The 22510-nt window shown below is 64.9% G+C and carries 18 protein-coding genes; 14 read left to right on the forward strand and 4 right to left on the reverse strand.

Annotated features, from left to right (window positions below; all coding sequences use genetic code 11):
- Nucleotides 1–11: 11 nt before the first annotated feature.
- Nucleotides 12–644 carry a cupin domain-containing protein gene (locus ACVWYQ_RS33870; RefSeq protein WP_157281711.1) on the reverse strand — a complete coding sequence of 211 codons (633 nt, stop codon included), beginning with the start codon at nucleotides 642–644 and terminating at the stop codon, nucleotides 12–14.
- A gap of 219 nt (nucleotides 645–863) precedes the next feature.
- On the opposite strand from ACVWYQ_RS33870, the gene ACVWYQ_RS33875 reads away from it, so the two are divergent.
- The 8 genes from ACVWYQ_RS33875 to ACVWYQ_RS33910 all read left to right on the forward strand — a co-directional run bounded on the left by ACVWYQ_RS33875 (nucleotide 864) and on the right by ACVWYQ_RS33910 (nucleotide 13436).
- Complete coding sequence (locus tag ACVWYQ_RS33875) at nucleotides 864–2555, forward strand: peptide ABC transporter substrate-binding protein (RefSeq protein WP_456726997.1); 1692 nt, start codon at nucleotides 864–866, stop codon at nucleotides 2553–2555.
- 27 nt (nucleotides 2556–2582) lie between these two features.
- Nucleotides 2583–3533, forward strand: a complete 951-nt coding sequence (locus ACVWYQ_RS33880) for an ABC transporter permease (protein ID WP_157281707.1) — start codon at nucleotides 2583–2585, stop codon at nucleotides 3531–3533.
- A gap of 4 nt (nucleotides 3534–3537) precedes the next feature.
- Nucleotides 3538–4413: an ABC transporter permease gene (locus ACVWYQ_RS33885; RefSeq protein WP_057026066.1), complete on the forward strand. Its 876-nt coding sequence runs from the start codon at nucleotides 3538–3540 to the stop codon at nucleotides 4411–4413.
- Nucleotides 4414–4465: 52 nt separating this feature from the next.
- Entirely contained in the window at nucleotides 4466–5794 is a 1329-nt protein-coding gene (locus ACVWYQ_RS33890) for an NAD(P)/FAD-dependent oxidoreductase (protein ID WP_404543160.1), read from the forward strand.
- Nucleotides 5795–5801: 7 nt separating this feature from the next.
- Nucleotides 5802–6728, forward strand: a complete 927-nt coding sequence (locus tag ACVWYQ_RS33895) for a 2-hydroxyacid dehydrogenase (protein ID WP_404543159.1) — start codon at nucleotides 5802–5804, stop codon at nucleotides 6726–6728.
- Between the two features lie 200 nt (nucleotides 6729–6928).
- The gene (locus tag ACVWYQ_RS33900; RefSeq protein WP_271541903.1) at nucleotides 6929–8797 is read left to right on the forward strand and encodes an ABC transporter ATP-binding protein; all 1869 of its coding nucleotides are present in this window, start codon (nucleotides 6929–6931) and stop codon (nucleotides 8795–8797) included.
- A gap of 443 nt (nucleotides 8798–9240) precedes the next feature.
- Nucleotides 9241–9759 carry a hypothetical protein gene (locus ACVWYQ_RS33905; protein ID WP_271541901.1) on the forward strand — a complete coding sequence of 173 codons (519 nt, stop codon included), beginning with the start codon at nucleotides 9241–9243 and terminating at the stop codon, nucleotides 9757–9759.
- A 302-nt stretch (nucleotides 9760–10061) separates the two neighbouring features.
- Nucleotides 10062–13436: an adenylate/guanylate cyclase domain-containing protein gene (locus ACVWYQ_RS33910; RefSeq protein ID WP_404543157.1), complete on the forward strand. Its 3375-nt coding sequence runs from the start codon at nucleotides 10062–10064 to the stop codon at nucleotides 13434–13436.
- 3 nt (nucleotides 13437–13439) lie between these two features.
- Here ACVWYQ_RS33910 and ACVWYQ_RS33915 read toward each other — a convergent pair whose 3' ends face one another.
- Entirely contained in the window at nucleotides 13440–14663 is a 1224-nt protein-coding gene (locus ACVWYQ_RS33915) for a polyhydroxyalkanoate depolymerase (protein ID WP_271541897.1), read from the reverse strand.
- Between the two features lie 164 nt (nucleotides 14664–14827).
- On the opposite strand from ACVWYQ_RS33915, the gene ACVWYQ_RS33920 reads away from it, so the two are divergent.
- Nucleotides 14828–15484 (forward strand): glutathione S-transferase family protein, encoded by a 657-nt coding sequence (locus ACVWYQ_RS33920; RefSeq protein WP_157281691.1) that lies wholly within the window; start codon nucleotides 14828–14830, stop codon nucleotides 15482–15484.
- A 280-nt stretch (nucleotides 15485–15764) separates the two neighbouring features.
- Here ACVWYQ_RS33920 and ACVWYQ_RS33925 read toward each other — a convergent pair whose 3' ends face one another.
- Nucleotides 15765–15989 (reverse strand): hypothetical protein, encoded by a 225-nt coding sequence (locus tag ACVWYQ_RS33925; RefSeq protein ID WP_024339451.1) that lies wholly within the window; start codon nucleotides 15987–15989, stop codon nucleotides 15765–15767.
- Between the two features lie 184 nt (nucleotides 15990–16173).
- Between ACVWYQ_RS33925 and ACVWYQ_RS33930 the strand changes: the two genes are divergently transcribed.
- Nucleotides 16174–16530, forward strand: coding sequence for a hypothetical protein (locus ACVWYQ_RS33930; protein WP_271541895.1), 357 nt, complete (start codon nucleotides 16174–16176; stop codon nucleotides 16528–16530).
- 9 nt (nucleotides 16531–16539) lie between these two features.
- Here the strand turns inward: ACVWYQ_RS33930 and ACVWYQ_RS33935 are convergent, their stop codons facing one another.
- Nucleotides 16540–17643: a mandelate racemase/muconate lactonizing enzyme family protein gene (locus ACVWYQ_RS33935; RefSeq protein WP_271541893.1), complete on the reverse strand. Its 1104-nt coding sequence runs from the start codon at nucleotides 17641–17643 to the stop codon at nucleotides 16540–16542.
- A 171-nt stretch (nucleotides 17644–17814) separates the two neighbouring features.
- Between ACVWYQ_RS33935 and ACVWYQ_RS33940 the strand changes: the two genes are divergently transcribed.
- The 4 genes from ACVWYQ_RS33940 to ACVWYQ_RS33955 all read left to right on the forward strand — a co-directional run bounded on the left by ACVWYQ_RS33940 (nucleotide 17815) and on the right by ACVWYQ_RS33955 (nucleotide 22126).
- Nucleotides 17815–18648, forward strand: coding sequence for an AraC family transcriptional regulator (locus ACVWYQ_RS33940; protein WP_271541891.1), 834 nt, complete (start codon nucleotides 17815–17817; stop codon nucleotides 18646–18648).
- A gap of 136 nt (nucleotides 18649–18784) precedes the next feature.
- Nucleotides 18785–19711: an SMP-30/gluconolactonase/LRE family protein gene (locus ACVWYQ_RS33945; RefSeq protein ID WP_271541889.1), complete on the forward strand. Its 927-nt coding sequence runs from the start codon at nucleotides 18785–18787 to the stop codon at nucleotides 19709–19711.
- A gap of 158 nt (nucleotides 19712–19869) precedes the next feature.
- Nucleotides 19870–20463 (forward strand): GNAT family N-acetyltransferase, encoded by a 594-nt coding sequence (locus ACVWYQ_RS33950; RefSeq protein ID WP_271541887.1) that lies wholly within the window; start codon nucleotides 19870–19872, stop codon nucleotides 20461–20463.
- Between the two features lie 16 nt (nucleotides 20464–20479).
- Nucleotides 20480–22126 carry a GMC family oxidoreductase gene (locus tag ACVWYQ_RS33955; RefSeq protein ID WP_271541886.1) on the forward strand — a complete coding sequence of 549 codons (1647 nt, stop codon included), beginning with the start codon at nucleotides 20480–20482 and terminating at the stop codon, nucleotides 22124–22126.
- Nucleotides 22127–22510: the final 384 nt, after the last annotated feature.

Genomic DNA, 22510 nt, shown 5'->3' on the forward strand with positions numbered 1-22510 from the left:
TGATGCCGGACTCAACCCGCCGGCGAGTCGGTCTGGCGCAGCGTCGTCACCCAGATCACGCGCGCCACCTGCTGGGTCGGGTTGTCGAACATGTGCGGCACGATGCTCGGAAAACGAAAGCTGTCGCCGGCTTCCAGCACATGGGCCTGGTTGTCGAGCCACAGCCGCAGGCTGCCCGAGAGAATGTAGCCCGCCTTCTCGCCGGTGTGCTGCAGGAAGTCGGTGCCGGAGGAGGCGCCGGGGTTGAGCGTGAGCTCGTAGAGCTCGAGCTGGCCCTTGCCTTCCGGCGTCAGCGCTTCCTTGACGACGCCGCTGGCGGTGAGCCGCAGCAGCCGCCTGGCGTTCTTGCGCACGGTGTAGCGCGGCGCTTCAGTGGGATCGCTGCTCTCGAAGAAATAGGAAATGGGAACGTCGAGCGCGATGCTGAGCAGGCGCAGCGTGCGGATCGACGGCATCGCGCGCGCACGTTCGAGCTGGCTGATCATGCCGGTCGACAGGCCGGTCTTGTTGGCGACGTCCTGGATGGACAGGCCGGCGCGCTGACGCAGCAGCCGCACGGTTTCACCCAGGCGCTGGTCGACCGCATCGTCAGCTTCGATCGCCGAAGCGTCCTTGCTGCCGTTGGTATCGCCGCGACCATCCATGTCGCTCTCCCATGCATCATCTCAGCGTCGGGGATCGAGCCCCGCGCCTTCAGTCAGAGTGAAAAGCTGGCGCATTCTAGCAATGCGATTGACAGCTGTATTTAGTCGTGATGAACTTTTGCGAGAAAAAATTTAGAAGCACTAAAGCCCACTCCTGTCCCTTTGCCGGGGTCTCGGGGGCGCGGGAGACGGTGCCGCGTGCGGAACGGAGAGTGGGTCATGGCGAACGACACCGGCGAGTTCGGCGTTGGGGCAGGGCATCTCGGCATTCCGAATCGCCGTCAATTCTTCCAGCTCGGCGCGGGCGCAGCCGCAGGCTGGACGCTTTCAGGGAACGCCTTCGCACAGACCGAACGTCCCTCTAATCCGCCGGACAAGCCGCGCGGGCAGGTGATCGCGGCGCTGTCGCAGGAGCCGACCGTCTTTCATCCCTTGATGCCGGGCATCGAGGTTGACCAGGGCGTCTGGTGGCAGGTGTTCTCGCCGCTCTGGTACATCGAGCCCAACGGGAAATTCGTTCCCGACCTCGCCCGCGAAGTCCCGACCATCGAGAATGGCGGCCTCTCGGCCGACGGGTTGACCTGGAAGATCAAGCTGCGCAGCGACGTGAAGTGGCACGACGGCACGCCGTTCACCGCGGAGGATGTCAAATTCTCCATCGAATTGATCAACAATCCCGGTTTCCGCGCGCGCAGCCGCGTCGGCCATAGCCTCGTCAAGGACATTACCGTCGTGGCGCCCGACGAGATCCATTGGCGGATGGAAGCGCCCTATTCACCCTATATGTCGATCCTGGCCTCGTTCACCTTCATCGTGCCCAAGCACATCCTGGAGAAAGTGTCCGATCCGAACGCCTCACCGTTCCACAATGCGCCTGTGGGGACCGGCCCGTTTCGCTGGGGCGAGCGCGTGCCCGGCGACCGTATCCAGTTGAACGCCCACACCGGCTATCATGGCAAGGGGCCGTACGTCGAACGCGTGGTCTTCAAGTACATCCCTGATCTCACCGTGCTCTACACCCAGTTCCGCACCGGTCAGGTCGATTACACCGGCCTGCAAGGCATCCTGCCGAACTTCGTGCAGGAGGCAAAGACGCTGAAGGGCCGCAAGATCTTCGTCTCCTCGACCTCTTCGGTGGAACACATCGCGCCCAATCTGGAATTCGGGCCCTTTGCCGATCGCACCGTGCGCGAGGCGCTCTATCTCGCCATCAACAAGCAGGCGATCATCGACGCGCTCTATTACGGCCTGCCGACGCCGACCGAGAGCTTCGTGCCGCAGCAGGCCTGGTCGTTCCAGCAGGGGCTGCCGCAGCACAAATACGATCCTGCCAAGGCCAATGCGCTGCTCGACGCCGCGGGCTGGGTTCGTGGCTCCAGCGGCATCCGCGAGAAGGGCGGGGTCAAGCTCGAGTTCGCCAACTCGACGACGGCAGGCAGTGCCGTGCGCGAGCAGTGCCAGCAGCTCCTGATCCAGGACTGGCGGGCCATTGGCGCGGCGATGCGCGTCAACAACATGCCGGCGGCCGTGATTTGGGGCGACTTCTGGCAGCAATCGAAGTTCAATTCGGTGATCGTCGGCGTGAACTTCATGCTTGGCAGCGACCCTGACGTGACGCCGCGCTTCGGCTCCGGCGCCATTCCCGCCAAGGGCGGCCGCGGCTTCAACACTTATCAATATCAGAGCGCGGAGGCCGACCGGCTGTTGTCTCAAGGCGCCAAGCAATTCGACCTGGCGCAGCGAAAGGCGACCTATGGCGAGCTGCAAAAGCTGATCCGCAACGACCTCGCGATCCTGCCGCTGTTCCAGGGCTTCATCGCCGAAGGCATCAAGGAGGGGCTGCAAGGCTTCCGTCCCAACATCAACATGTCGATCAACAGCTGGAATATGCGCGAATGGTATTGGGCCTGATGTCTCGGGCTGGTCGGATCGCCTGAGATGGCCCGCTACGTCGTCAATCGCCTGGCACAGGCGATCATGCTGCTGGTGATCGTCTCGGGAATCGGCTTCGCCATCCTGCATCTGGCGCCCGGCGGGCCGCTGTCGCAGTTTGCCGTCTCAAGCCATATGACCCAGGAGGATCTCGACCGCGTCACCAGGCAGCTCGGCCTCGATCGGCCGTTGCCGGTCCAATATCTCGACTGGTTCGGCCGCATGGTGCGGGGTGATTGGGGCAAGTCGTATCGCGACGGCGAGGCGGTGCTGTCGGTGATCTCCTCGCATCTCGGCGCCACGCTGGAGCTGATGGCGACGGCGACGATCATCGCGGTGCTGCTCGGCTGCTGGATCGGCATCCTCGGCGCGCTACGCCGCTACTCGCTGTTCGATACGCTCGCCACCGTTGGCGCCATGATCGCGCTGTCGATCCCGACCTTCTGGTTCGGCCTCGTCACCATCTACGTCTTCTCCGTCAAGCTCGGCTGGCTGCCGGCGGGCAACCGGCACACCATTGGCGACGGCTCCTTCCTCGACCTGCTGCATCATCTGATCGCGCCGGCCATGGTGCTGGCGCTGGTCGAGACCGCGATGTGGGGCCGCTTCATGCGCTCCTCGATGCTCGAGGTCATCAACCAGGACTACATCCGCACCGCGCGCGCCAAGGGCATGCCGGAATGGCGCATCCTCACGGTGCACGCGCTGCGCAACGCGCTGCTGCCGATGATCACGGTCGCGGGCCTGCAGTTTCCGACGCTGCTCGGCGGTGCGCTGGTTGCGGAGACCGTGTTCACCTGGCCGGGCATGGGCCGCCTGTTCCTGGATTCGATCGGTTACCGCGACTATCCCGTGGTGATGGGCATCCTGATGTTCTCGGCGACGATGGTGCTGATCGGCTCGCTGCTCGCCGACATCCTCTATGCCGTCGTCGATCCCCGCATCCGGGTGGGCTGAAGCGATGGCAACCGCAGCCCTCTCCACGGTTCAGCTCGCGCCCGGCCAGGCCGCGTGGCGGCGCTTCCGCCGGCATCGGCTGGCGCTCGCGGGCGCATTGATCATCCTCGTCCTCGTGCTCGGTTCGGCGTTCGGTCCCTACCTGCTGCCGTTCGACGACACCTACATCGACATCATGAAGCGGTTCGCGCCGCCGCTCTCCGGCGCGCACATCCTCGGCACCGACGAGCTCGGCCGCGACGTGCTGGCACGGTTGATGATGGGCGGGCGGGTCTCGCTTTCGATCGGCATCGTCGCGATGGTGATCGCGATGGCGGTCGGGATCGTCGTTGGCGCCTTTGCCGGGTTCTATGGCGGCGCGGTCGGTGCGGTTCTGATGCGGCTGGTCGACGCCGTGCTGTGCTTTCCGACCATCTTCCTGCTGCTGGCGCTCGCAGCGCTCACCGAGCCCGGCCTCGTCACCACCACCGTGCTGATCGCGGCGACGGCCTGGATGGCGGTGGCGCGCGTGGTCGAGGCCCAGGTGCGCTCGTTGCGTGAGCGGGAATTTGCAGTCGCCGCGCTCGCCTTCGGCTCCTCGAACCTGCGCATCATGTTCCGCGAGCTCGTGCCCAACGCGATCGCGCCGATCGTCGTTGCCGCGACGCTCAACGTCGCCAAGGCGATCCTGCTCGAATCCTATGTCAGCTATCTCGGCTACGGCATCCAGCCGCCGGCGGCGAGCTGGGGCAACATGCTCAACAATGCGCAGATCTATCTGACCAGCGCGCCCTGGCTCGCGATCGCGCCGGGCGTCGCCATCACGCTCGCGGTGACCAGCTTCAACTTCCTCGGTGACGGCCTGCGCGATGCGCTCGATCCGCGAATGAACATCCCGTGACGCGCAAGACCTCTGACGCGCAAGAGCTCGAACTGAACTCCAGGAGTGCCCCATGTCCCCGCCGCTCAACCGCATCAACAGCGACGAACGCCTGCCGGCGCAGGTAGATGTCGTCGTCATCGGCGGCGGCGTCATCGGCGTCTCGGCCGCCTATCATCTGGCGAAGAAGGGCCTCTCCGTCGCGCTGGTCGAGAAGGGCCATGTTGGCGGCGAGCAGTCGAGCCGCAATTGGGGCTGGTGCCGCCAGCAAGGCCGCGCGCGCGAGGAGATTCCGCTCGCCCGCGAGGCGCTGCGGTTGTGGGAGGACATGCAGAACGATGCCGGCGTCGATGCCGGCTTCCGGCGAACAGGGGTGTTGTTCCTGACCAAGAGCAAGGACGAACTGGCAAGCTGGGAGCGCTGGGCAGCGGTCGCGCGCGAGATGCAGGTTCACTCCACCGTGCTGACGCTGGCCGAAGTCGCCGAGCGCATGCCCGGCAATGCTGACACGTGGGTCGGCGGCCTGCACACGCCGAGCGATGGCCGCGCCGAGCCGTCGATGGCCGTCCCTGCGCTCGCCACCGCCGCACGCAAGCACGGCGTCACCATCCACCAGGGCTGCGCCGCGCGCGGACTGGAGACGACGGGCGGACGCGTCAGCGCGGTCGTCACCGAGAAGGGCACCATCCGCACGCAATCCGTGCTGCTGGCGGGCGGCGCGTGGTCGTCGCTGTTCTGCCGCCGCCACGGCATCGAGCTGCCGATCGGCCTCGTCAACGCCACCGCGTGCCGGACTACGCCGGGACCGGAGATCACCTCCGGCGCGCTCGGCACCGATTTCTACTGCATCCGCCGCCGCCTCGACGGCGGCTTTACGCTGGCGCTGCGCAACCGCGGCACGGTCGAGCTGTCGCCGGACCTGTTCCGTTACGCGCGCACGTTCTGGCCGACCTATCAGCATCGCAAGAACGGATTGAAGCTCTCGTTCGGCAAGTCGTTCTTTGATCAGCTCGTGCGCGGCACCAGCTGGAGTTTCGACAAGCCATCGCCCTTCGAGGCCGAGCGCGTGCGCGATCCCGCGCCCGACATGTCGCTGGTCAATGCGGCGCTGGCGGCGCTGATCAAGTCGAATCCGGAATTGAAGGACATCGCAATCGCGGAAGCCTGGGGCGGCACCATCGACTGCACGCCCGATACGATTCCGGTGATCTCACCGGTCGATGCGCTGCCGGGCTTCTTCCTCGCGACCGGCTTCTCCGGCCACGGTTTCGGCATCGGTCCAGCCGCTGGCAAGCTTGCGGCCGACCTCGTGACGGGCGCGACGCCGCTTGTCGATCCCGCCGCCTACAGCCACAAGCGCATGATCGACGGCCGTCGTCTCGCGCCGGTCAGCCCGTTCTGAGGCCGGCATGACGGTTCTCTACAAGGCCAACATGGTGCGCGGCGCCGAGTGGGCGCGCTTCTTCGCGGAGCGCGCGCCCGACGTGCCGTTCCGGCTCTGGCCTGATATCGGCGACCCCGCCGCGGTGCGTTATCTCGTGGCCTGGGTGCCGCCGGATGACATCGCGACGACCTTTCCCAATCTCGAGCTGGTCTTCTCGGTGGGTGCCGGCGTCGATCAGTTCGACACCACGAAAGTCCCAGCGCACATCCCGCTGGTCCGCATGCTGGAGCCCGGCATCGCCGAGACCATGGTCGAATACGTCACCATGGCCGTGCTCGGCCTGCATCGCGATCTCCTCGATTTCATCGGCCAGCAGAAGCAGCAGGTCTGGCGCGAGATCCGGATCACGCCGGCCAGGCGCCGGCGGGTCGGCGTGATGGGGCTCGGCCAACTCGGCCAGGCCGTGCTGAAACGGCTCAAGACGTTCGGCTTTCCGCTACTTGGGTGGAATCGTTCGCCGCGCGAGATCGAAGGCGTCACCTGCTATGCGGGGGCCGATGCCTTGCCAGAATTTCTGGCGCAGGCCGACATTCTCGTCTGCCTGCTGCCGCTGACGGATCAAACGCGCGGCATTCTCAATGCCGAGTTGTTCGCGCGCCTGCCGCGCGGGGCAGGGCTCGTCAATGTCGGGCGCGGCCCGCATCTCGTCGAGGCCGATCTCCTCGCAGCCCTCGACAGCGGCGCGCTATCAGGTGCGGTGCTCGACGTCACCGATCCCGAGCCGCTGCCTGCAGGCCACCCGTTCTGGAGCCATCCGCGCATCCTGCTGACGCCGCACAATGCCAGCATGACGACGCCCGATACGGCGGTCGATTTCGTGCTCGACGTCATCGCGCGGCATCGTCGCGGCGAGGAGCTGCCCGGGCTGGTCGATCGCAAGCGGGGGTACTAGGGCGGAATGGTGATGGTGACATCAGTGCTGCCACGGGCTCCTCTTACCTCTCCCGCCTGCGGGAGAGGTCGGCGCGTAGCGCCGGGTGAGGGCTCTCTCCTCTGGGGGGATCTCGCTTGCGGAGACACCCTCTCCCCAACCCGCCCCCGCAAGCGGGGGAGGGGGCGCATCTTCTCCGCGGCGGTTGGCGGAGGCCTCGCATGAGCATCGTGGCAAACATTTCGAACGAAGCCATCGCCAACGCACAGGGCCCCGTGCTGTCGGTCGCCGGCCTCACCACCTCCTTCATGCTCGAGCGGCAATGGGTACCCGTCGTCCGCAACGTCTCGTTCGACATCGCGGCCCGCGAGACCGTCGCGATCGTCGGCGAGTCCGGTTCGGGCAAGAGCGTCACCGCGCTGTCGATCATGCGGCTCATCCCGAGCGAGATCGGCCGGGTCGAGGGCCGCGTCATGCTGGCGGGGCGCGATCTGCTCGCGCTGCCCGAGGCTGATATGAAGGATATCCGCGGCAATGACGTCGCCATGATCTTCCAGGAGCCGATGACGAGCCTCAATCCGGTGCTCACCATCGGCTTCCAGATCGCGGAGGCGCTGATCCAGCATCGCGGCCTGTCGCGCGCGGCAGCGGAGGCGGAGACCATCCGCCTGCTCGATCGCGTCCGCATCCCTGCGGCGGCGTCGCGCTTCCACGAGCATCCGCACCGCTTCTCCGGCGGCATGCGCCAGCGCGTGATGATCGCGATGGCGCTGGCCTGCAAGCCGAAGCTTCTGATCGCGGACGAGCCGACCACCGCGCTCGACGTCACCATCCAGGCGCAGATCCTCGAGCTCTTGAAGGAGCTTCAACAGGAGGAGGGCATGTCGATCCTCTTCATCACCCACGACATGGGCGTGGTCGCCGAGATCGCGGACCGCACCGTGGTGATGTATGGCGGGCAGGCGGTGGAGACGGACGCCACCGCCCGCATTTTCGCCGCGCCTGCGCATCCCTATACGCGCGCGCTGCTCGCGGCCGTGCCGCGGCTCGGCTCGATGGACGGGCGGATGCGGCCGATGCGGTTTCCGATCGTCGACAAGGTGACGGGCACGTCGGACGAGCCGGCCGAGACGCCCGATACGGTCTCGCCCGCCGAGCGGCCTCTGCTGGAAGTCTCAAACCTCACAACGCGCTTTCCGATCCGCTCCGGCCTGTTCGGCAAGGTCTCGGGCCGCGTCCATGCGGTCGAGAACGTCTCCTTCACCTTGCGCGCCGGCGAGACACTGGCGGTGGTCGGCGAATCCGGCTGCGGCAAGTCGACCACCGGCCGATCCATCCTCAAGTTGACCGAGCCGGACAGCGGCACCGTCCTGATCGACGGCCAGGATGTGCTGGCCATGAACGGCCGGGCTCTACGCGATGTCCGCAAGCACATGCAAATCGTGTTTCAGGATCCGTTCGCGAGCCTCAATCCGCGCATGTCGGTGGGGACGGCGATCGCCGCGCCCCTGCTTGCCAACGGACTCGCAACGGCGTCGCAGGCGCGCGACAAGGTCGCCGACCTGCTCGTCCGCGTCGGCCTCTCCGCCGACATGGCCGCGCGTTTCCCGCACGAATTCTCCGGCGGCCAGCGCCAGCGCATCTGCATCGCGCGCGCGCTCGCCCTCGGGCCGAAGCTGATCGTCGCCGACGAAGCTGTCTCCGCGCTCGACGTCTCGGTCAAGGCGCAGGTCGTCAACCTGATGCTCGACCTCCAGGCCAGCATGGGCCTTGCCTATCTCTTCATTTCCCACGACATCGCCGTGGTCGAGCGCATGAGCCACCGCGTCGCCGTGATGTATCTCGGCGAGATCGTCGAGATCGGCCCGCGCGCGTCGGTGTTCGGCAACCCGCAGCATCCCTATACGAAAAAACTGATGGCCGCCGTGCCGGTGCCCGACCCGTCACGCCGCGGCACGCGGCGCCAAGCCTCGAACGATGAGATCAGAAGCCCGGTCCGCGCGCCGGACTACCAGCCGCCGGTGCGGCAATATCGCGAAGTGTCGCCCGGCCACGTGGTGCAGGTGTGGGGCGAGGAATGGTCGACATGAGGCTGCGAGCTTCACGAAAGCAAGCGCGGATCTTTGATTTGGGCCAGACGTGATCAGCGTGCTGACCAACCGCGCGTTGCAGAGCCAGCATGTTCGCCCTCCCTTATCGCAACAATGCAGGCGCGTCCTCCGGAAATTGTGACCGAATAGAGCGACAGGGAAGAGCCGTGTGTGAACCGTTTCATACGCAATCGCTCTCTTTCTGAATTACCACTCTCGCAACGAAATTGCCGCACCCGGATCATTTCAAACACGGGTGAGAGGCAATGCCTGCGCAGCCGCATGCTCGCAGCTTTGGATTGGCTCCATCTTGCTCACGAGCAAGCCAGTCCCATCACTCAGCAAAGATCCTTCAGAAATTGGAATGAAAGGGCATCGCGCAACTCACGCAGCTTCTGTTCGGGGTCGGCCGGTAGGCTGCTACTTACTCAGAAGGAGCTCCTATGAAGATAAGCAGCGCAATTTCCAACGCCTTCTCCGCAACAAGGCGGGTCGGCAATCTTCGGATCCCCCGTTCCAGTTTGATCAAATCGGCCCATCTTCTTGAAAGAATCGGACTGGCCGCGGTTGGGGCCTCTGGCGGGCTCTATGTTGGTGCGACCCTGTTACGTCAGAAGGCCGGACTGTTTGAAAGCGGCTGGATCGTCCTGATAACGATACTCTACGGAGCTCTTGGCTATTACATGGGGATTGATTTGTCGGGCAATGCCCCCGCGCAGAGGTCGACATCGAGCATCTCGGAAGAGTGGAACGGTTCCGAGCCGATAGAGATCATGAGTGCGGCCGGCACGTTCGGCGCGGCAATCGCTGCAACTCTGTCCGTCAGCATCCTTGTCCTTGATCAGAATTTGCCAAACGGCCTGATCGGCTTTGTTGCCGGCTGCTGGGTAATTGGTTCTTCGCTGCAGGTTGCGGCGGGCACGATGGCTCGCAGCTACGAAGCGCCGATCAGCGAGCAATGAAGGAGCTGCTGTCGCGGAAAACGTCCGTTCGGCACAAGCCGCAGTGTTGGTTCGGTTTCGGTTCGAAATGACCGCCACGACTCATCGCAACCTCCGCCGTCCAATGCTGCGTGCCGACGATGTTTGGTAGCAAAGCCGTTCGCATCGAGCAGCGTCACCGCTTGAATGCGATATCGGCATTGAGAAACCCAGGTTATCGCGCAACAAACAAGACGTGCCATCATGGTGGTGTTGGTATATTGTCCCCGCGCGCCGTGGTCCAAAATTTCTGCTAACCGCTAACCACACGATCGGTGGAGCCAATGCAGATTGCGGAGTGGCTCGAGAAGCTGGGGCTTGCGCAATACGCGGAGCGCTTTGCCCAAAATGGGATCGACATAGGCGTCCTTCCCGAACTGATGGACGAGGACTTCGATAAGCTCGGAGTCCTGCTCGGCCATCGCCGCAAGATGCTGCGTGCTATCGCTGACCTCGATCCGGCCGCGTTGATCGCATCTCCCGCTCCTCCTCAGGACGCCGAGCGGCGTCATCTCACGGTCATGTTTTGCGATCTGGTCGGCTCGACTGCGCTCTCGGCGCGTCTCGATCCCGAGGATATGTGGGAGGTGATCCGGGCCTATCGCGCTGCCTGCGCGAGCGTGATTGCTGCTTATGATGGCAGGATAGCCAGATTCGTCGGTGACGGAATACTCGTCTATTTCGGCTATCCGCGCGCCCACGAAGATGATGCCGAGCGCGCGGTGCGCGCCGGCCTCGACATGATCTCCGCGATACGCCAGCTCAAGACAGGGACCGACGAACGAGCTGAACTGCGGATCGCAATTGCGACCGGACTCGTGGTGGTCGGAGACCTCATCAGCGGAGATGCGTCGGAGGAGCACGCAACCATCGGCGACACACCAAACCTCGCCGCCCGGCTCCAGAGCCTGGCGGAGCCGGGGGTCGTCGTCGTTGCTTCATCGACGCGCCGGCTGCTTGGCGATCTCTTCTCCCTGCGCAATCTCGGCCGTCGGGAGGTCAAGGGAATGGCAGACCCCATCGCGGTCTGGGCGGTGGAAGGCGCGACCGCATCCGAGAGTCGCTTCGAGGCAGTCCGTGCCGCGCGCTCGATCGGCTTTGTCGGCCGTAAGAACGAGATCGAGTTCATCCTCTCGCGCCAGCGGGAGGCATGGCAGGGCCGGGGACAGTTCGTGTTGATTTCCGGCGAAGCGGGCATCGGCAAGTCGCGTATTGTGGCAACGCTGTCCGAAAGTCCCTCGTTGGGGACGCACCGTCGCGTGCGATATCAGTGTTCACCTTACCACACCAACAGCGCGCTTCATCCCTTTGTCGCGCAGCTCGAGCGCGCCGCCGGAATTCGCTCGCACGACACGGCGGATCAAAAACTCGACAAGCTCGAGGCAATGCTCGCAATAGGAACCCAGCAGGTCGCCCGGGCAACACCGCTCATTGCGGCATTGCTTTCGATTCCCACCGGCGACCATTGCCCGCCCCTCGGCTTGAGCCCGGCGCAGCAGCGGCGGCAGACATTTGCCGCCCTTCTCGATCAGCTTGAGGGACTGGCGAGAGGCCAGCCGCTGCTGATCATCTGCGAGGATATGCATTGGGCCGATGCCACGACACTTGAACTGTTCGATCTCGCGGTCGATCGGATCAGAGGGCTGCCGATACTCGTGCTCTTGACGTCCCGGCCGGAGTTCGAGCCCTCCTGGTCGGGCCTTGCCAACGTCAGTCTGTTGCGGCTCGACCGGCTCGATCGGCAGGACACCCGCGCGCTCGTCGAGCAGATTGTCGTCGGTCGCCGGCTGCCAAGCGAGATGATGGAGCAGATCATCGACAAGACCGATGGCATTCCGCTATTCGTCGAGGAATTGACCAAGATGGTGCTGGAGTCCGGGCTGCTCGTTGAGGATGCCGGGCGCTACCGCCTGAATAATCCGCTGCCGCCGCTTGCTATCCCTGCGACGCTGCAGGATTCGCTGATGGCGCGGCTCGATCGGCTCGCTCCGGTCAAGGAGGTGGCCCAGATAGGAGCCGCCATTGGCCGCGACTTCTCGTACGCGCTGCTGAAAACCGTGGCGGGACGCGACGATCTGACGCTGAGCGCTGCGCTGGGACAACTCGAAGAGGCCGAACTGCTGCTTCGTCGCGGGACGCCGCCCGAAGCGAGTTATAGTTTCAAGCACGCCCTTGTTCAGGAAGCGGCCTACGAGAGTCTGCTCAAGAGCAAACGGCAGGTTCTTCACACACGAATTGGCGATGTCCTGCGTGAGAAGTTTCCAGCCGTCGCCGAGACCGAGCCGGAAGTTCTGGCGCACCACTTCACCGAGGCGGGGCTGAGCGAGATCGCCCTCGAATGGTGGCGCAAGGCGGGCCAGCAGGCGTTGAAACGCTCGGCCTATTCCGAGGCGATCGCCCATCTCGGCAAGGCCATCGCGATCGCCGATCAATTGCCTGGCGAGCCCCACCGGATGACGAGCAGGCTGCATCTTCAAATCGCATATGGCCGTGCCTTGCGGGGCAGCCTCGGCCACAGCGCTCCGGAAACGGTCGCCGCATGGACGCGCGCGCGACAATTCGCAGCCGGTATCGATGATCCCGTTGAACTTGCGCCGGTCCATTCCGGCCTCTTCAATGCCTGCCTGACCCATGGCGAACTTGCTCCGATGCGGGAGCTGGCGGATGCCATCAGGAGCGCCGCTGAGCGACGGCCGGACTCGCCGGTGGCCGCCGTCGTGGCCCATTGGACTGGGGGCGTGACCTGCTGGTTCGCCGGCGAGTATTTGAACGCGCGTACGCATCTTGAGCGGGCGCTGGCGATCTATCGGGCCGAACCGGATCCCGCGACCTTCAGGGCTTCGGCGCTGGATCTCCCGTTCGTGATCATGCGATTTCTCGCTTTGGTGCTCTGGCCGCTCGGCGACATCGCTCGTGCGCGCAAGCTCGCCGCGGAAGCGGTGGGTACTCCAGGAGAAAAACGGGCGCTGTCCCAGGCCAATGCGTTGGTTCATCGCGCGGTGTTCGACGGAGTATGCGGGGGCATGTTGCAGCAGACAGAGACGATCCTGGCGCTCGGTCTCGCACGCGACCACACGATGCCGCTGTACGTGGCCGCCGGCACCTACCTGAACGGCCTCGCCAAGTGGCGTGCAGGAGACCGAATGGCCGGACTGGCGGACATGCGTCACGGCTGGACCTTCCTGCACGAGAACGATTGCTACCTCTGCGAACCGTTCTGGGGGATGCATGTCGCCCTGGCGATTGCAGATCTAGGCGAAGTCGAGACCGGGCTGGAAATCCTGGACGAATTGATCGCCGGGACGGGACAATCCGGCCAGCATTGGCTTGATGCCGAGCTGCATCGTGTCCGCGGTAAACTCTTATCGCGCCATGATCCTTCGGACGAATCCAGCGCCGAAGACGCCCTCAAGCGGGCGCTGGACATCGCACAACATCAGCGGACCAAGACTTTCGAGCTGCGCAGTGCCCTTGAACTTGCACGCCTGTACAAGACAAATGGCCGAGCGCGTACGCTATCCGAAGTTCTCGCTCCCGTGCTCGCCGAATTCGAGGCGGAACGAAATCTTCCGGAATCCGTGGAAGCGAAAGAGCTGCTCAAGCAAGAGCATGAGGCACATGCCGTTGCCCCAGGCCGGACGTCGTATCGGCAGAGATGATCCTCACGAATTCACGTGCACGAAGTCCCGCAGCAGCGGATAGATCTCGTTGTTCCAGCGCTTGCCGGAGAACACGCCGTAATGGCCGACGCCGGCCTGCATGTGGTGGACGCGGCGATAGGCGCGCACGCCGGTGCAGAGGTCCTGGGCGGCGAGCGTCTGGCCGATCGAGCAGATGTCGTCCTTCTCGCCCTCGACCGTCATCAGCCCCATGCGACTGACGGCTTTGGTGTTCACTTGACGGCCGCGATGCATCAGCTTGCCTTGCGGCAGGAGGTGCTCCTGGAACACGTCGCGCACGGTCTCGATGTAGAACTCGGCCGGCAGATCCATCACGGCGAAATATTCGTCGTAGAAGGTCTTGATGGTCGCGGCCTTCTCCTTCTCGCCCTTGGCGATGTGGTTGGCGAGGTCCATGTGCTGCTTGATGTGGCGCTCGAGATTCATCGAGACGAAGGCGCTGAGCTGCACGAAGCCGGGATAGACTTTGCGCAGGGCGCCGCGGCACTGCACCGGCACGTAGTTGATCAGATTGCGCTCGAACCATTCGATCGGCTTGCTCTTGGCGAACTCGTTGACCCTGGTCGGCTGGATCCGCGTGTCGATCGGGCCGGCCATCAGCGTCAGCGTCGCCGGGCGCGAGGGATGGTTGTCCTCGCACATGATCGCGGCAGCCGCGAGCGCGGAGACGGACGGCTGGCAGATCGCCACCATGTGCGGGCGCGGCCCGAGCTGCCCAAGGAAGTCGATCAGGTGCTCGGTGTAGTCGTCGAGCCCGAAGCGGCCCTCGCTGCGCGGGATGTCGCGCGGATTGTGCCAGTCGGTGATGTAGACGTCGTGGTCCTGCAGCAGCGTCTTCACGGTGCCGCGCAGGAGCGTGGCGAAATGTCCGGACATCGGCGCCACCAGCAGCATGCGCGGCTGCTCGCCGACGCCTTCTTTCTTGAAGTGCAGCAGCGAGCCGAACGGCGTCGCGTAGGCGATCTCCTCGCTGACTGCGACCTCGCGGTTGCCCACCATGACGCTGTCGATGCCGTAGGCGGGACGGTCATAGGTGAGGGTGGAGCGCGAGATCAGCTCCAGCGCGGCCGACAGCCGGCCGACCACCTGGTCCGATGAGCCCTGAGGCACCAGATTGAGGAATTTGAGTGCGGACGAAGCCCCCGCGCGCCATGGCGCAGTCAGGTCCATGTGGTTCTGAAAAGCCTGATAATACATCGACATCATACTGAAGCGCCCACTTGCCTCCTGTCGTGATGCAATATCGAAGCCAGACGGGAGCCGGACCGCCCGGAAAATTGGCACGTCGCTTGCTGCGCCCCGGGCGGGTAGGCACAGATCACGGGCACGCACGCGCGGGGTGCGTTGCCCAGGCGTGAGGGAAGGGCTCTATGGCGAAGGCGACACTGACCATCAGCAGCAAGAACTACTCGTCCTGGTCGCTGCGTGGCTGGCTGCTGACGAAATTCTCCGGGCTCGACTTCGAGGAGATCGTCACCGCGCCGGACGATCCGTCGGCGCGCGCGGAGATCCTGCTGCTGTCGTCCTCGATCCTGGTGCCGTGCCTGCGGCACGAGGGCGCCGTGGTCTGGGACACGCTGGCGATTGCCGAATATCTCAACGAGGTGATGCCGGACGCAGGCCTGTTGCCGGCCGACCGCATCCAGCGCGCCCATTGCCGCTCGATCTCAGGCGAAATCCATTCCGGCTTCACCACTTTGCGCGCCTCGCTGCCGGTCAACCTGAAGGGGCACTTTCCCGGCTTCAAGATCTGGTCGCGGGCGCAGGCCGATATCGACCGCGTCTGGTTCATCTGGCGCGACTGCCTGGAGAAATCGGGCGGTCCCTTCCTGTTTGGCGAGAAGCGCACCATGGCGGATGCGATGTACGCTCCCGTCGTGACGCGCTTCGTGACCTACGACGTTAAGCTCGCACCGCCGCTGAAGGCCTATGCCGACACCATCATGGCCATGCCCGAGATGCAGGAATGGGTCGCGGCGGCAAAGGAGGAGCCGGCCGAGATCGAGGAGCTCGAGGTCGAATATTAGGCAGGCGTTGCACGGCTGTGCCTGTTTCGGGGGCGGCGGCCCTCCGCTGCGGACCGCAGCGCTATGCCTTTGCAACAATTAACCTTTGGACCCGGTGACAGGCGCCTGCGATCCGGCCGGCTGCGCAGATATTGTGCGCGCCTGCCGAACCGCAGCGAGATCTAGCCGTGAACAGGTGCGTACAAGGCGCTTCGGCTGATTCGGACGTGATTCGTTCGGGCCGCGTTGCGAAGGTTAAAGCGCAGCGCCGCCCCGTCGCATTTTGAAACAGACACCGCCTTCAGGCGGCCCCGCGCTGCTTCACGCGCGGCAGGCGCCAGCCGATCACGGTTGCTTCCACCGCAATCCCGGCCTCGTGGTTCTGCCAGCGTCCCTCGACATAGCGGCAGGCGAACGGCAGTTGATAGGTCCCGCTGTGATCCTCGCACAGCACTTCGAGTGGCAGGCCCGGCGGTGGTTCTCCGGCGCCGTCGAATTCCGCCAAACGTCTATCGCGCGTTGCCATTCCGAAAATCTCCCCTAAACAAAGCCGCGGAGAGCGCCCACTTCTTCCGCATGCGGTTCACTGCTCCCCCGTCCCAAGGGGAACGAGCCCAAGCTCAACGCGAGAATGCGGTGCGAGTGTGGTAGCCTCACGCTGCAGTGCGCAAACAGCGCACATTGATGTGATCGACTGGCGAGGAACTTTCATGCTGCTTCGAAACGCCGGCATTTGTTTCGCAATGTTGCTGCTCGCAGCGCTGGCGCCTCTGCCCGTGCTCGCGCAGGACGTGCCCGGCATCGAGATCTGCACGGTCGAGAAGACCATGGAACGCCGCACCAGCTGCCTTCAGAGCAATGTCGACTTCCTGCAGAAGACGATCACCAAGCTCTCCCTCGATCATCAGCAGAAGCTGGATGCGGCGGGTCGCCAGATCGATGCGTTGAAGACAGCCGTCGCCGGCCTGCAGAAGACGCTTCTTGATCTCCAGGCCGCGCAGGCGAAGACCGCCGAGGATCTGAAGAAGAAGCAGGACGCGCCGCCGGCGAAGGATGCTGCGAAATAGGCGCGCCGGTCACGCCACGCGATAGCGCTCCATCACGCCGCGATCGGGCTCATAGCCAAGCCCGCGGTCCGTGGGCACCGCGACGTGGCCGCTTGCATCGACATCGGCGCGGCCGCCCCAGAGGCAGGCTTCGCGCTTCAGATAGAACATCTCGACCAGCCCGTCGTCGCGCGTCGCGAGCAGATGCAGCGTCGCCAGCAGGCCCGGGCCAAAGTAAGGAGAGTGCGGCACGATCTTGACGCCGGACCGATCGGCCAAGTCTGCGACCTTCAGGAATTCCGTGATGCCGCCGACCTTGATAACTGACGGCTGGGCGTGGCTGACCGCGCCTGCCTCCATCATCTGGCGGAATTGATATTCGGTGCAGGCATTCTCGCCGGCGGCAATTCCGACGCCGCTCTTGCTGCGCACCTCGGCAAGCGTGGCGAAGTCTTCCGGCGGCCAGACCGGCTCCTCCAGGAACATCGGCTGCGCCTCGCGGCATGTCGCCGCGAACGCGATCGCCTGCTCTCCGGTCAGCGGGCAGTTCATGTCGACCATCAGTGGAATGCTCGGGCCGATCGCCGCGCGCGCGGCGAGCACCGCAGGCGTCGTGGTCTCGTGCAGCTTGATCGCGCCATAGCCGAGCGCGAGCGCCTTCCTGCATTCGGCGGCGATGGTGTCGGGCGCGCCGATCCGGAGCAGGCTCGCGTAAGCCGGAATGGCGGTGCGCCTGATCTCGCCCAGCAGGCGATGCAGCGGCACGCCGGCGACCTTCGCGGCCAAGTCCCACAAAGCGATATCGAGCCCGGAGATCGCGAACATCGTGATGCCGTAGCGGCCGAACAGATGCAGGTTGCGCTGGATCTGCTCCATCACCGCGGCAATGCCGGCCGCATCGGGCACCTTCAGCCCGCGGGCCTGCGGCGCGATCATCTCCTCGACCGCGCTGCGCGTCGTGTGCGGGCAGACATAGGCGAAAGCATCGCCCCAGCCGGTCAGCCCAGCATCGGTCGTGACCTCGACGAGGACCATGTCGAGGGCCGTGATGGCGGAAGCGCCCTGGCGGAAGCTCGCGACGCCGGCATCATAGGGGATGCGGATATGGTGCGCCCGCACATCGGTGATTTCCATGACCCGGTTCCTCTTTCTCGTGAGCGGTTTCGGTGAGTGTAGCCACGAACACCGGGGCGTTGCCAGCTTCCATTGGCCGGCTATCCTCATGCGGAGCACCGCAATGCCGATCAAGCAGGGTGATGCCGACCGGCGCATCATCGCCGCGCTTCGAACGAGGGCCTGAACCACATGAATCCAGCCCAGCGCGCGCTCTGGTATATCGAGAGCCATCTGGCCGAGCCGATGACGCTCGACGAGATCGCTGCGATCTCGGGCGTGTCGCGGTTCCACATCGTGCGTGCGTTCGCCGCAGCCGTCGGTCTGCCGGTGATGCGCTACGTGCGCGCGCGGCGGCTGAGTGAGGCGGCGCGCAGTCTTGCAAAGGGAGCGCCGGACATCCTGTCGCTGGCGCTGGAGGCAGATTACGGCTCGCACGAAGCTTTCACCCGCGCGTTCCGCGACCAATTCGGCACCACGCCCGAAGCGGTGAGGGCGGCAGCGTGCGTCAACCAGCTCAGGCTACAGGAGCCGATCCTCATGGACTCCACCATGCTCGACCATCTTGCCCCACCGCGTTTCGAGACCGCAAAAGCCTTCCTCGTCGCCGGTCTCGCCGAGCGCATCTCCTGCGACAACGGTGCCATGATCCCTGGTCTATGGCAGCGCTTCAATCGGGAGGTCCTCGACATTCCCGCGCGCGTAGGCAACGTCGCCTACGGCGTCTGCTGCAACGGCGATGATGCCGGCAATTTCGATTACATTGCCGGCGTCGAGGTCGCCGATTTCTCCGACCTGCCGCGCCGCTTCGGTCGCATCCGCATTCCGGAGCAGCGCTATGCGGTGTTCACGCACAAGGATCACGTCGCCTCGATCCGGCGCACCGTCAACACGATCTGGAATCAATGGCTGCCGGCGTCTGGCCTGAAAGCCGCGGACGCGCCCAACTTCGAGCGCTATGACGAAAAGTTCGATCCCGCCACCGGCAACGGCGGCTTCGAAATCTGGATACCTGTCAGCGAATAACACGCAACGCTGGCATACCGTCCCGCTTGCTTGGCAAGCTCCGGCGACTTTGCCATAACCGCAGGCAAATCTTGCCTGCGGGGGCCCGTGCCGGACATCCCGTGCAAGCCATAACAAGCAGCCGGGAGGGTCTCCGATGTCCAACGTCCGCGTTCTCGCCACCGACCTCGAATTTCCCGAAGGGCCGGTCGTGATGCCGGACGGTTCGGTGGTGCTGGTGGAGATCCGCGGCCAGCGCCTGACGCGCGTCTATCCCGACGGCCGCAAGGAGATCGTGGCCAGGATTCCCGGCGGCCCGAATGGCGCCGCGCTCGGACCCGACGGCAAGATCTACATCTGCAACAATGGGGGCTTCTCCTGGATTCCGGCCGGCAAGATGATCATGCCGGGTCCGCAGCCGGACGATTATCTCGGCGGCGCGATCCAGCGCGTCGACCTGCAATCCGGCAAGGTCGAGACCGTCGTGACCAAATGCGGCGTCCACGATCTGCGCGGGCCGAACGACCTCGTCTTCGACAAGCACGGCGGCCTCTGGTTCTCCGATCTCGGCAAGCGCCGCGCGCGCGAGATGGACGTCGGCGGCATGTATTACCTCAAGCCCGGCATGAGCGAGGTCGTCGAAATCGTGCATGGCGTATTGCCGGCCAACGGCATCGGCCTGTCGCCGGACGAGAATACGGTCTACATCGCGGAGACGCCGACCGGGCGGCTTTGGGCCTATGAGCTCTCGGCGCCGGGCACGCTCAAGCCGCGCGATCCGATCTATCGCGGCGAGCGCGGCCAGCCGATCTGCGGCCTCGGCGGCTACCAGATGTTCGACTCGCTCGCGGTGGAAGCTGGCGGCAATGTCTGTATCGCCACGCTCGTCTCCGGCTGCATCTCGGTGATCGCGCCCGACGGCACCCTGGTGGAACAGGTCCCGACCGGCGACCGCGTCACCACCAACATCGCCTTCGGCGGCCCCGAGCTGAGGACCGCCTACATCACGCTGTCGGGCAAGGGCGAGCTGATCGCCATGGACTGGCCGCGCGGCGGATTGCCGTTGAATTTTCTGAACAAGTGAATGTATCTGGACGAGTTGTGCCAATACATCCGTCGTCATTCCGGGATGCGTGCGCCAGCACGCAGGCCCGGAATCCATAACCCCAGGCGGTGGTTATGGATTCCGGGCTCGCGACTTCGTCGCGCCCCGGAATGACGGCAGTCATTATGGAGTGAGAAATGCCCTGGCCCGATCCCATCACCCTGCGCGGACAGCACGCCCGTCTCGAGCCGCTGTCGCATGACCATCGCGAAGGGCTGGTCGAGGCGGTCAAGGACGGCGAGCTGTCGAAGCTGTGGTACACCGCAATCCCGCTGCCGGAGAACATGGGCAAGGAGATCGACCGCCGCTTAGGCCTGCAGGCCGCGGGCTCGATGCTGCCCTTCACCGTGTTCGATGCCGGCGGCAAGATCGTCGGCATGACCACCTACATGAACATCGATGCCGCCAACCGCCGCGTCGAGATTGGCTCGACCTGGTACGGCAAGAGCGCGCAGCGCGGCCCGCTCAACACGCAGTGCAAGCTGCTGCTGCTGCGCCATGCCTTCGAGACGCTGAACTGCATCGCGGTCGAGTTCCGCACGCATTTCTTCAACCACCAGAGCCGCCGCGCCATCGAGCGCCTGGGCGCCAAGCAGGACGGCATCCTGCGCAGCCACCAGGTCGCGCCGAACGGCACGTTGCGCGATACCGTCGTCTACAGCATCACCGCCGCCGAATGGCCGACGGTGCAGGCGCATCTCGAATTTCAACTCAACGACAAGCCGCGCTAGGGGCGGCCGAGGGACCATGGATAGATTTGATTATGTGATCGTCGGCGCGGGCTCCGCCGGTTGCGTGCTCACCAGCCGGCTCAGCGAGGACCCCAACACCTCCGTTTGCGTACTCGAGGCGGGCCCGTCCGACTGGCACCCCTACATCCATCTGCCGGCGGGTTTCATCAAGACCTTCCACATGAAGAGCATCAACTGGGCCTATCAGCAGGAGCCCGGTCCCTGGACCGGCGGGCGCAGCATCTACGCGCCGCGCGGCAAGACGCTGGGCGGCTCGTCCTCGATCAACGGCCACATCTACAATCGCGGCCAGCGCATGGATTTCGACACCTGGGCGCAGATGGGCAATCGCGGCTGGGGCTATGCCGACGTGCTGCCCTATTTCCGCCGACTGGAGAAGCGGATCGGCGAGGGCGAGGACACCTATCGCGGCCGCGACGGCAACCTCATCGTCACCACCATGAACTGGCGCGATCCGCTCTGCGAGGCCTTCATGGAAGGCGCGGTCTCGCTCGGCATTCCCCGCAATCCCGATTACAACGGCAAGACCCAGGAAGGCGTCTCCTACTGCCAGCGCACCATCAACAACGGCCTGCGCGTCTCCGGCGCCACCGCGTTCCTCAAGCCGGCGATGAAGCGGCCCAACGTGCATGTGCATACGCATGCGCACGCGACCGAGATCATCTTCGAGGGCAAGCGCGCCGTCGGCGTGCGCTACATGAAGGGCGGCCGCGGCGGCCATCCCGTCGAAGTGCGCGCCAACAAGGAGGTGATCCTCTCAGGCGGCAGCTATAATTCGCCGCAGCTGCTGCAGCTCTCCGGCATCGGCTCGCCGGATCTGTTGCAGCAGCACGGCATCGCCGTGCGTCACGCGCTGCCGGTCGGCGAGGGCCTGCAGGATCACTACGCCCCGCGCACGGTGGCGCGGGTCAAGGACATCAAGACCATCAACGAGCTCCGCCGCGGCTGGCGTCTCTGGGTCGAGGCGGCGAAATGGGCCACCGCGCGCCGCGGCCTGCTGTCGCTGTCGCCGACCATGGTCTATTGCTTCTGGCATTCCGGCGAGAGCGCGGAGAGCTCCGATCTGCAGCTTACCTTCACGCCGGCAAGCTACAAGGAGGGCGTGCAGGGCCAGCTCGAGGATGAGCCCGGCATGACGGTGGCGTCCTGGCAGCAGCGGCCGGAGAGCCGCGGCTATGTCCGCATCCGCTCATCCGATCCGTTCGCGCCGCCGATCATCCAGACCAATTATCTCGATGCCGAGCTCGACCGCCGCGTCATCGTCGGCGGCATGAAGCTCGCGCGCAAATTGCTGAAGTCCGCGCCGCTGTCGCCCTATTACGCCTACGAGGATTTCCCCGGCCCCAACGTCAACACAGACGACGAATTCTTGCACGCCGCCACCGAGCGCGGCACCACCACGTTCCACCCCGGCTGCACCTGCCGCATGGGCCCGGCGGATTCCACCTGGGCGGTGGTCGACGACCATCTCCGCGTCCACGGCCTCGAAAGCCTCCGCGTCATCGACGCCTCGGTCATGCCGCGCATGATCTCGGCGAACCTCAATGCATCCACCATGATGATCGCCGACCGCGCCTCCGACCTGATCCGCGGCAAGCAGCCGATGGAAGCCGCAAGGATTCCGGACGCCGCGGTGGCGTGAGGCACGACTGCGTAGGGTGGGTTAGCGTAGCGTAACCCACCACTTCTGCCGATGCAGAAACGAAAGAGGTGGGTTACGCTGACGCTAACCCACCCTATGAGACCGGCTGTGTCGCTGCCCCGTCAACCCCTTCCCGCAAAAATATTCCGCTTTACCGAAATTCGGAATTGCGGCATAACCTGAACAGCCCGGCCCGACGAAGAGGGGCGGTTCGCGAGTCGTTCGAAACGCGGGCCGGGTTGCGGTGGACGCGGCAGCGTCGGCACGATGGGTGCGGGCAGGGCGGGTAGTCCCTGTGAGCCCGAGGCCCCCGTGCAGACGAACGGCGCTGAAGTCCGGCGAAGCCTCTTGGCGAAGCCGGATGAGCTGCGTACGGCAAAACCG

Source organism: Bradyrhizobium sp. USDA 3397 (assembly GCF_054060965.1).

Excerpts from the sequence above, each read along its gene's own strand:
- ACVWYQ_RS33870 (WP_157281711.1), bottom strand. The coding sequence starts at position 644 with ATGGATGGTCGCGGCGATACCAACGGCAGCAAGGACGCTTCGGCGATC.
- ACVWYQ_RS33875 (WP_456726997.1), top strand. The coding sequence starts at position 864 with ATGGCGAACGACACCGGCGAGTTCGGCGTTGGGGCAGGGCATCTCGGC.
- ACVWYQ_RS33880 (WP_157281707.1), top strand. The coding sequence starts at position 2,583 with ATGGCCCGCTACGTCGTCAATCGCCTGGCACAGGCGATCATGCTGCTG.
- ACVWYQ_RS33885 (WP_057026066.1), top strand. The coding sequence starts at position 3,538 with ATGGCAACCGCAGCCCTCTCCACGGTTCAGCTCGCGCCCGGCCAGGCC.
- ACVWYQ_RS33890 (WP_404543160.1), top strand. The coding sequence starts at position 4,466 with ATGTCCCCGCCGCTCAACCGCATCAACAGCGACGAACGCCTGCCGGCG.
- ACVWYQ_RS33895 (WP_404543159.1), top strand. The coding sequence starts at position 5,802 with ATGACGGTTCTCTACAAGGCCAACATGGTGCGCGGCGCCGAGTGGGCG.
- ACVWYQ_RS33900 (WP_271541903.1), top strand. The coding sequence starts at position 6,929 with ATGAGCATCGTGGCAAACATTTCGAACGAAGCCATCGCCAACGCACAG.
- ACVWYQ_RS33905 (WP_271541901.1), top strand. The coding sequence starts at position 9,241 with ATGAAGATAAGCAGCGCAATTTCCAACGCCTTCTCCGCAACAAGGCGG.
- ACVWYQ_RS33910 (WP_404543157.1), top strand. The coding sequence starts at position 10,062 with ATGCAGATTGCGGAGTGGCTCGAGAAGCTGGGGCTTGCGCAATACGCG.
- ACVWYQ_RS33915 (WP_271541897.1), bottom strand. The coding sequence starts at position 14,663 with ATGATGTCGATGTATTATCAGGCTTTTCAGAACCACATGGACCTGACT.
- ACVWYQ_RS33920 (WP_157281691.1), top strand. The coding sequence starts at position 14,828 with ATGGCGAAGGCGACACTGACCATCAGCAGCAAGAACTACTCGTCCTGG.
- ACVWYQ_RS33925 (WP_024339451.1), bottom strand. The coding sequence starts at position 15,989 with ATGGCAACGCGCGATAGACGTTTGGCGGAATTCGACGGCGCCGGAGAA.
- ACVWYQ_RS33930 (WP_271541895.1), top strand. The coding sequence starts at position 16,174 with ATGCTGCTTCGAAACGCCGGCATTTGTTTCGCAATGTTGCTGCTCGCA.
- ACVWYQ_RS33935 (WP_271541893.1), bottom strand. The coding sequence starts at position 17,643 with ATGGAAATCACCGATGTGCGGGCGCACCATATCCGCATCCCCTATGAT.
- ACVWYQ_RS33940 (WP_271541891.1), top strand. The coding sequence starts at position 17,815 with ATGAATCCAGCCCAGCGCGCGCTCTGGTATATCGAGAGCCATCTGGCC.
- ACVWYQ_RS33945 (WP_271541889.1), top strand. The coding sequence starts at position 18,785 with ATGTCCAACGTCCGCGTTCTCGCCACCGACCTCGAATTTCCCGAAGGG.
- ACVWYQ_RS33950 (WP_271541887.1), top strand. The coding sequence starts at position 19,870 with ATGCCCTGGCCCGATCCCATCACCCTGCGCGGACAGCACGCCCGTCTC.
- ACVWYQ_RS33955 (WP_271541886.1), top strand. The coding sequence starts at position 20,480 with ATGGATAGATTTGATTATGTGATCGTCGGCGCGGGCTCCGCCGGTTGC.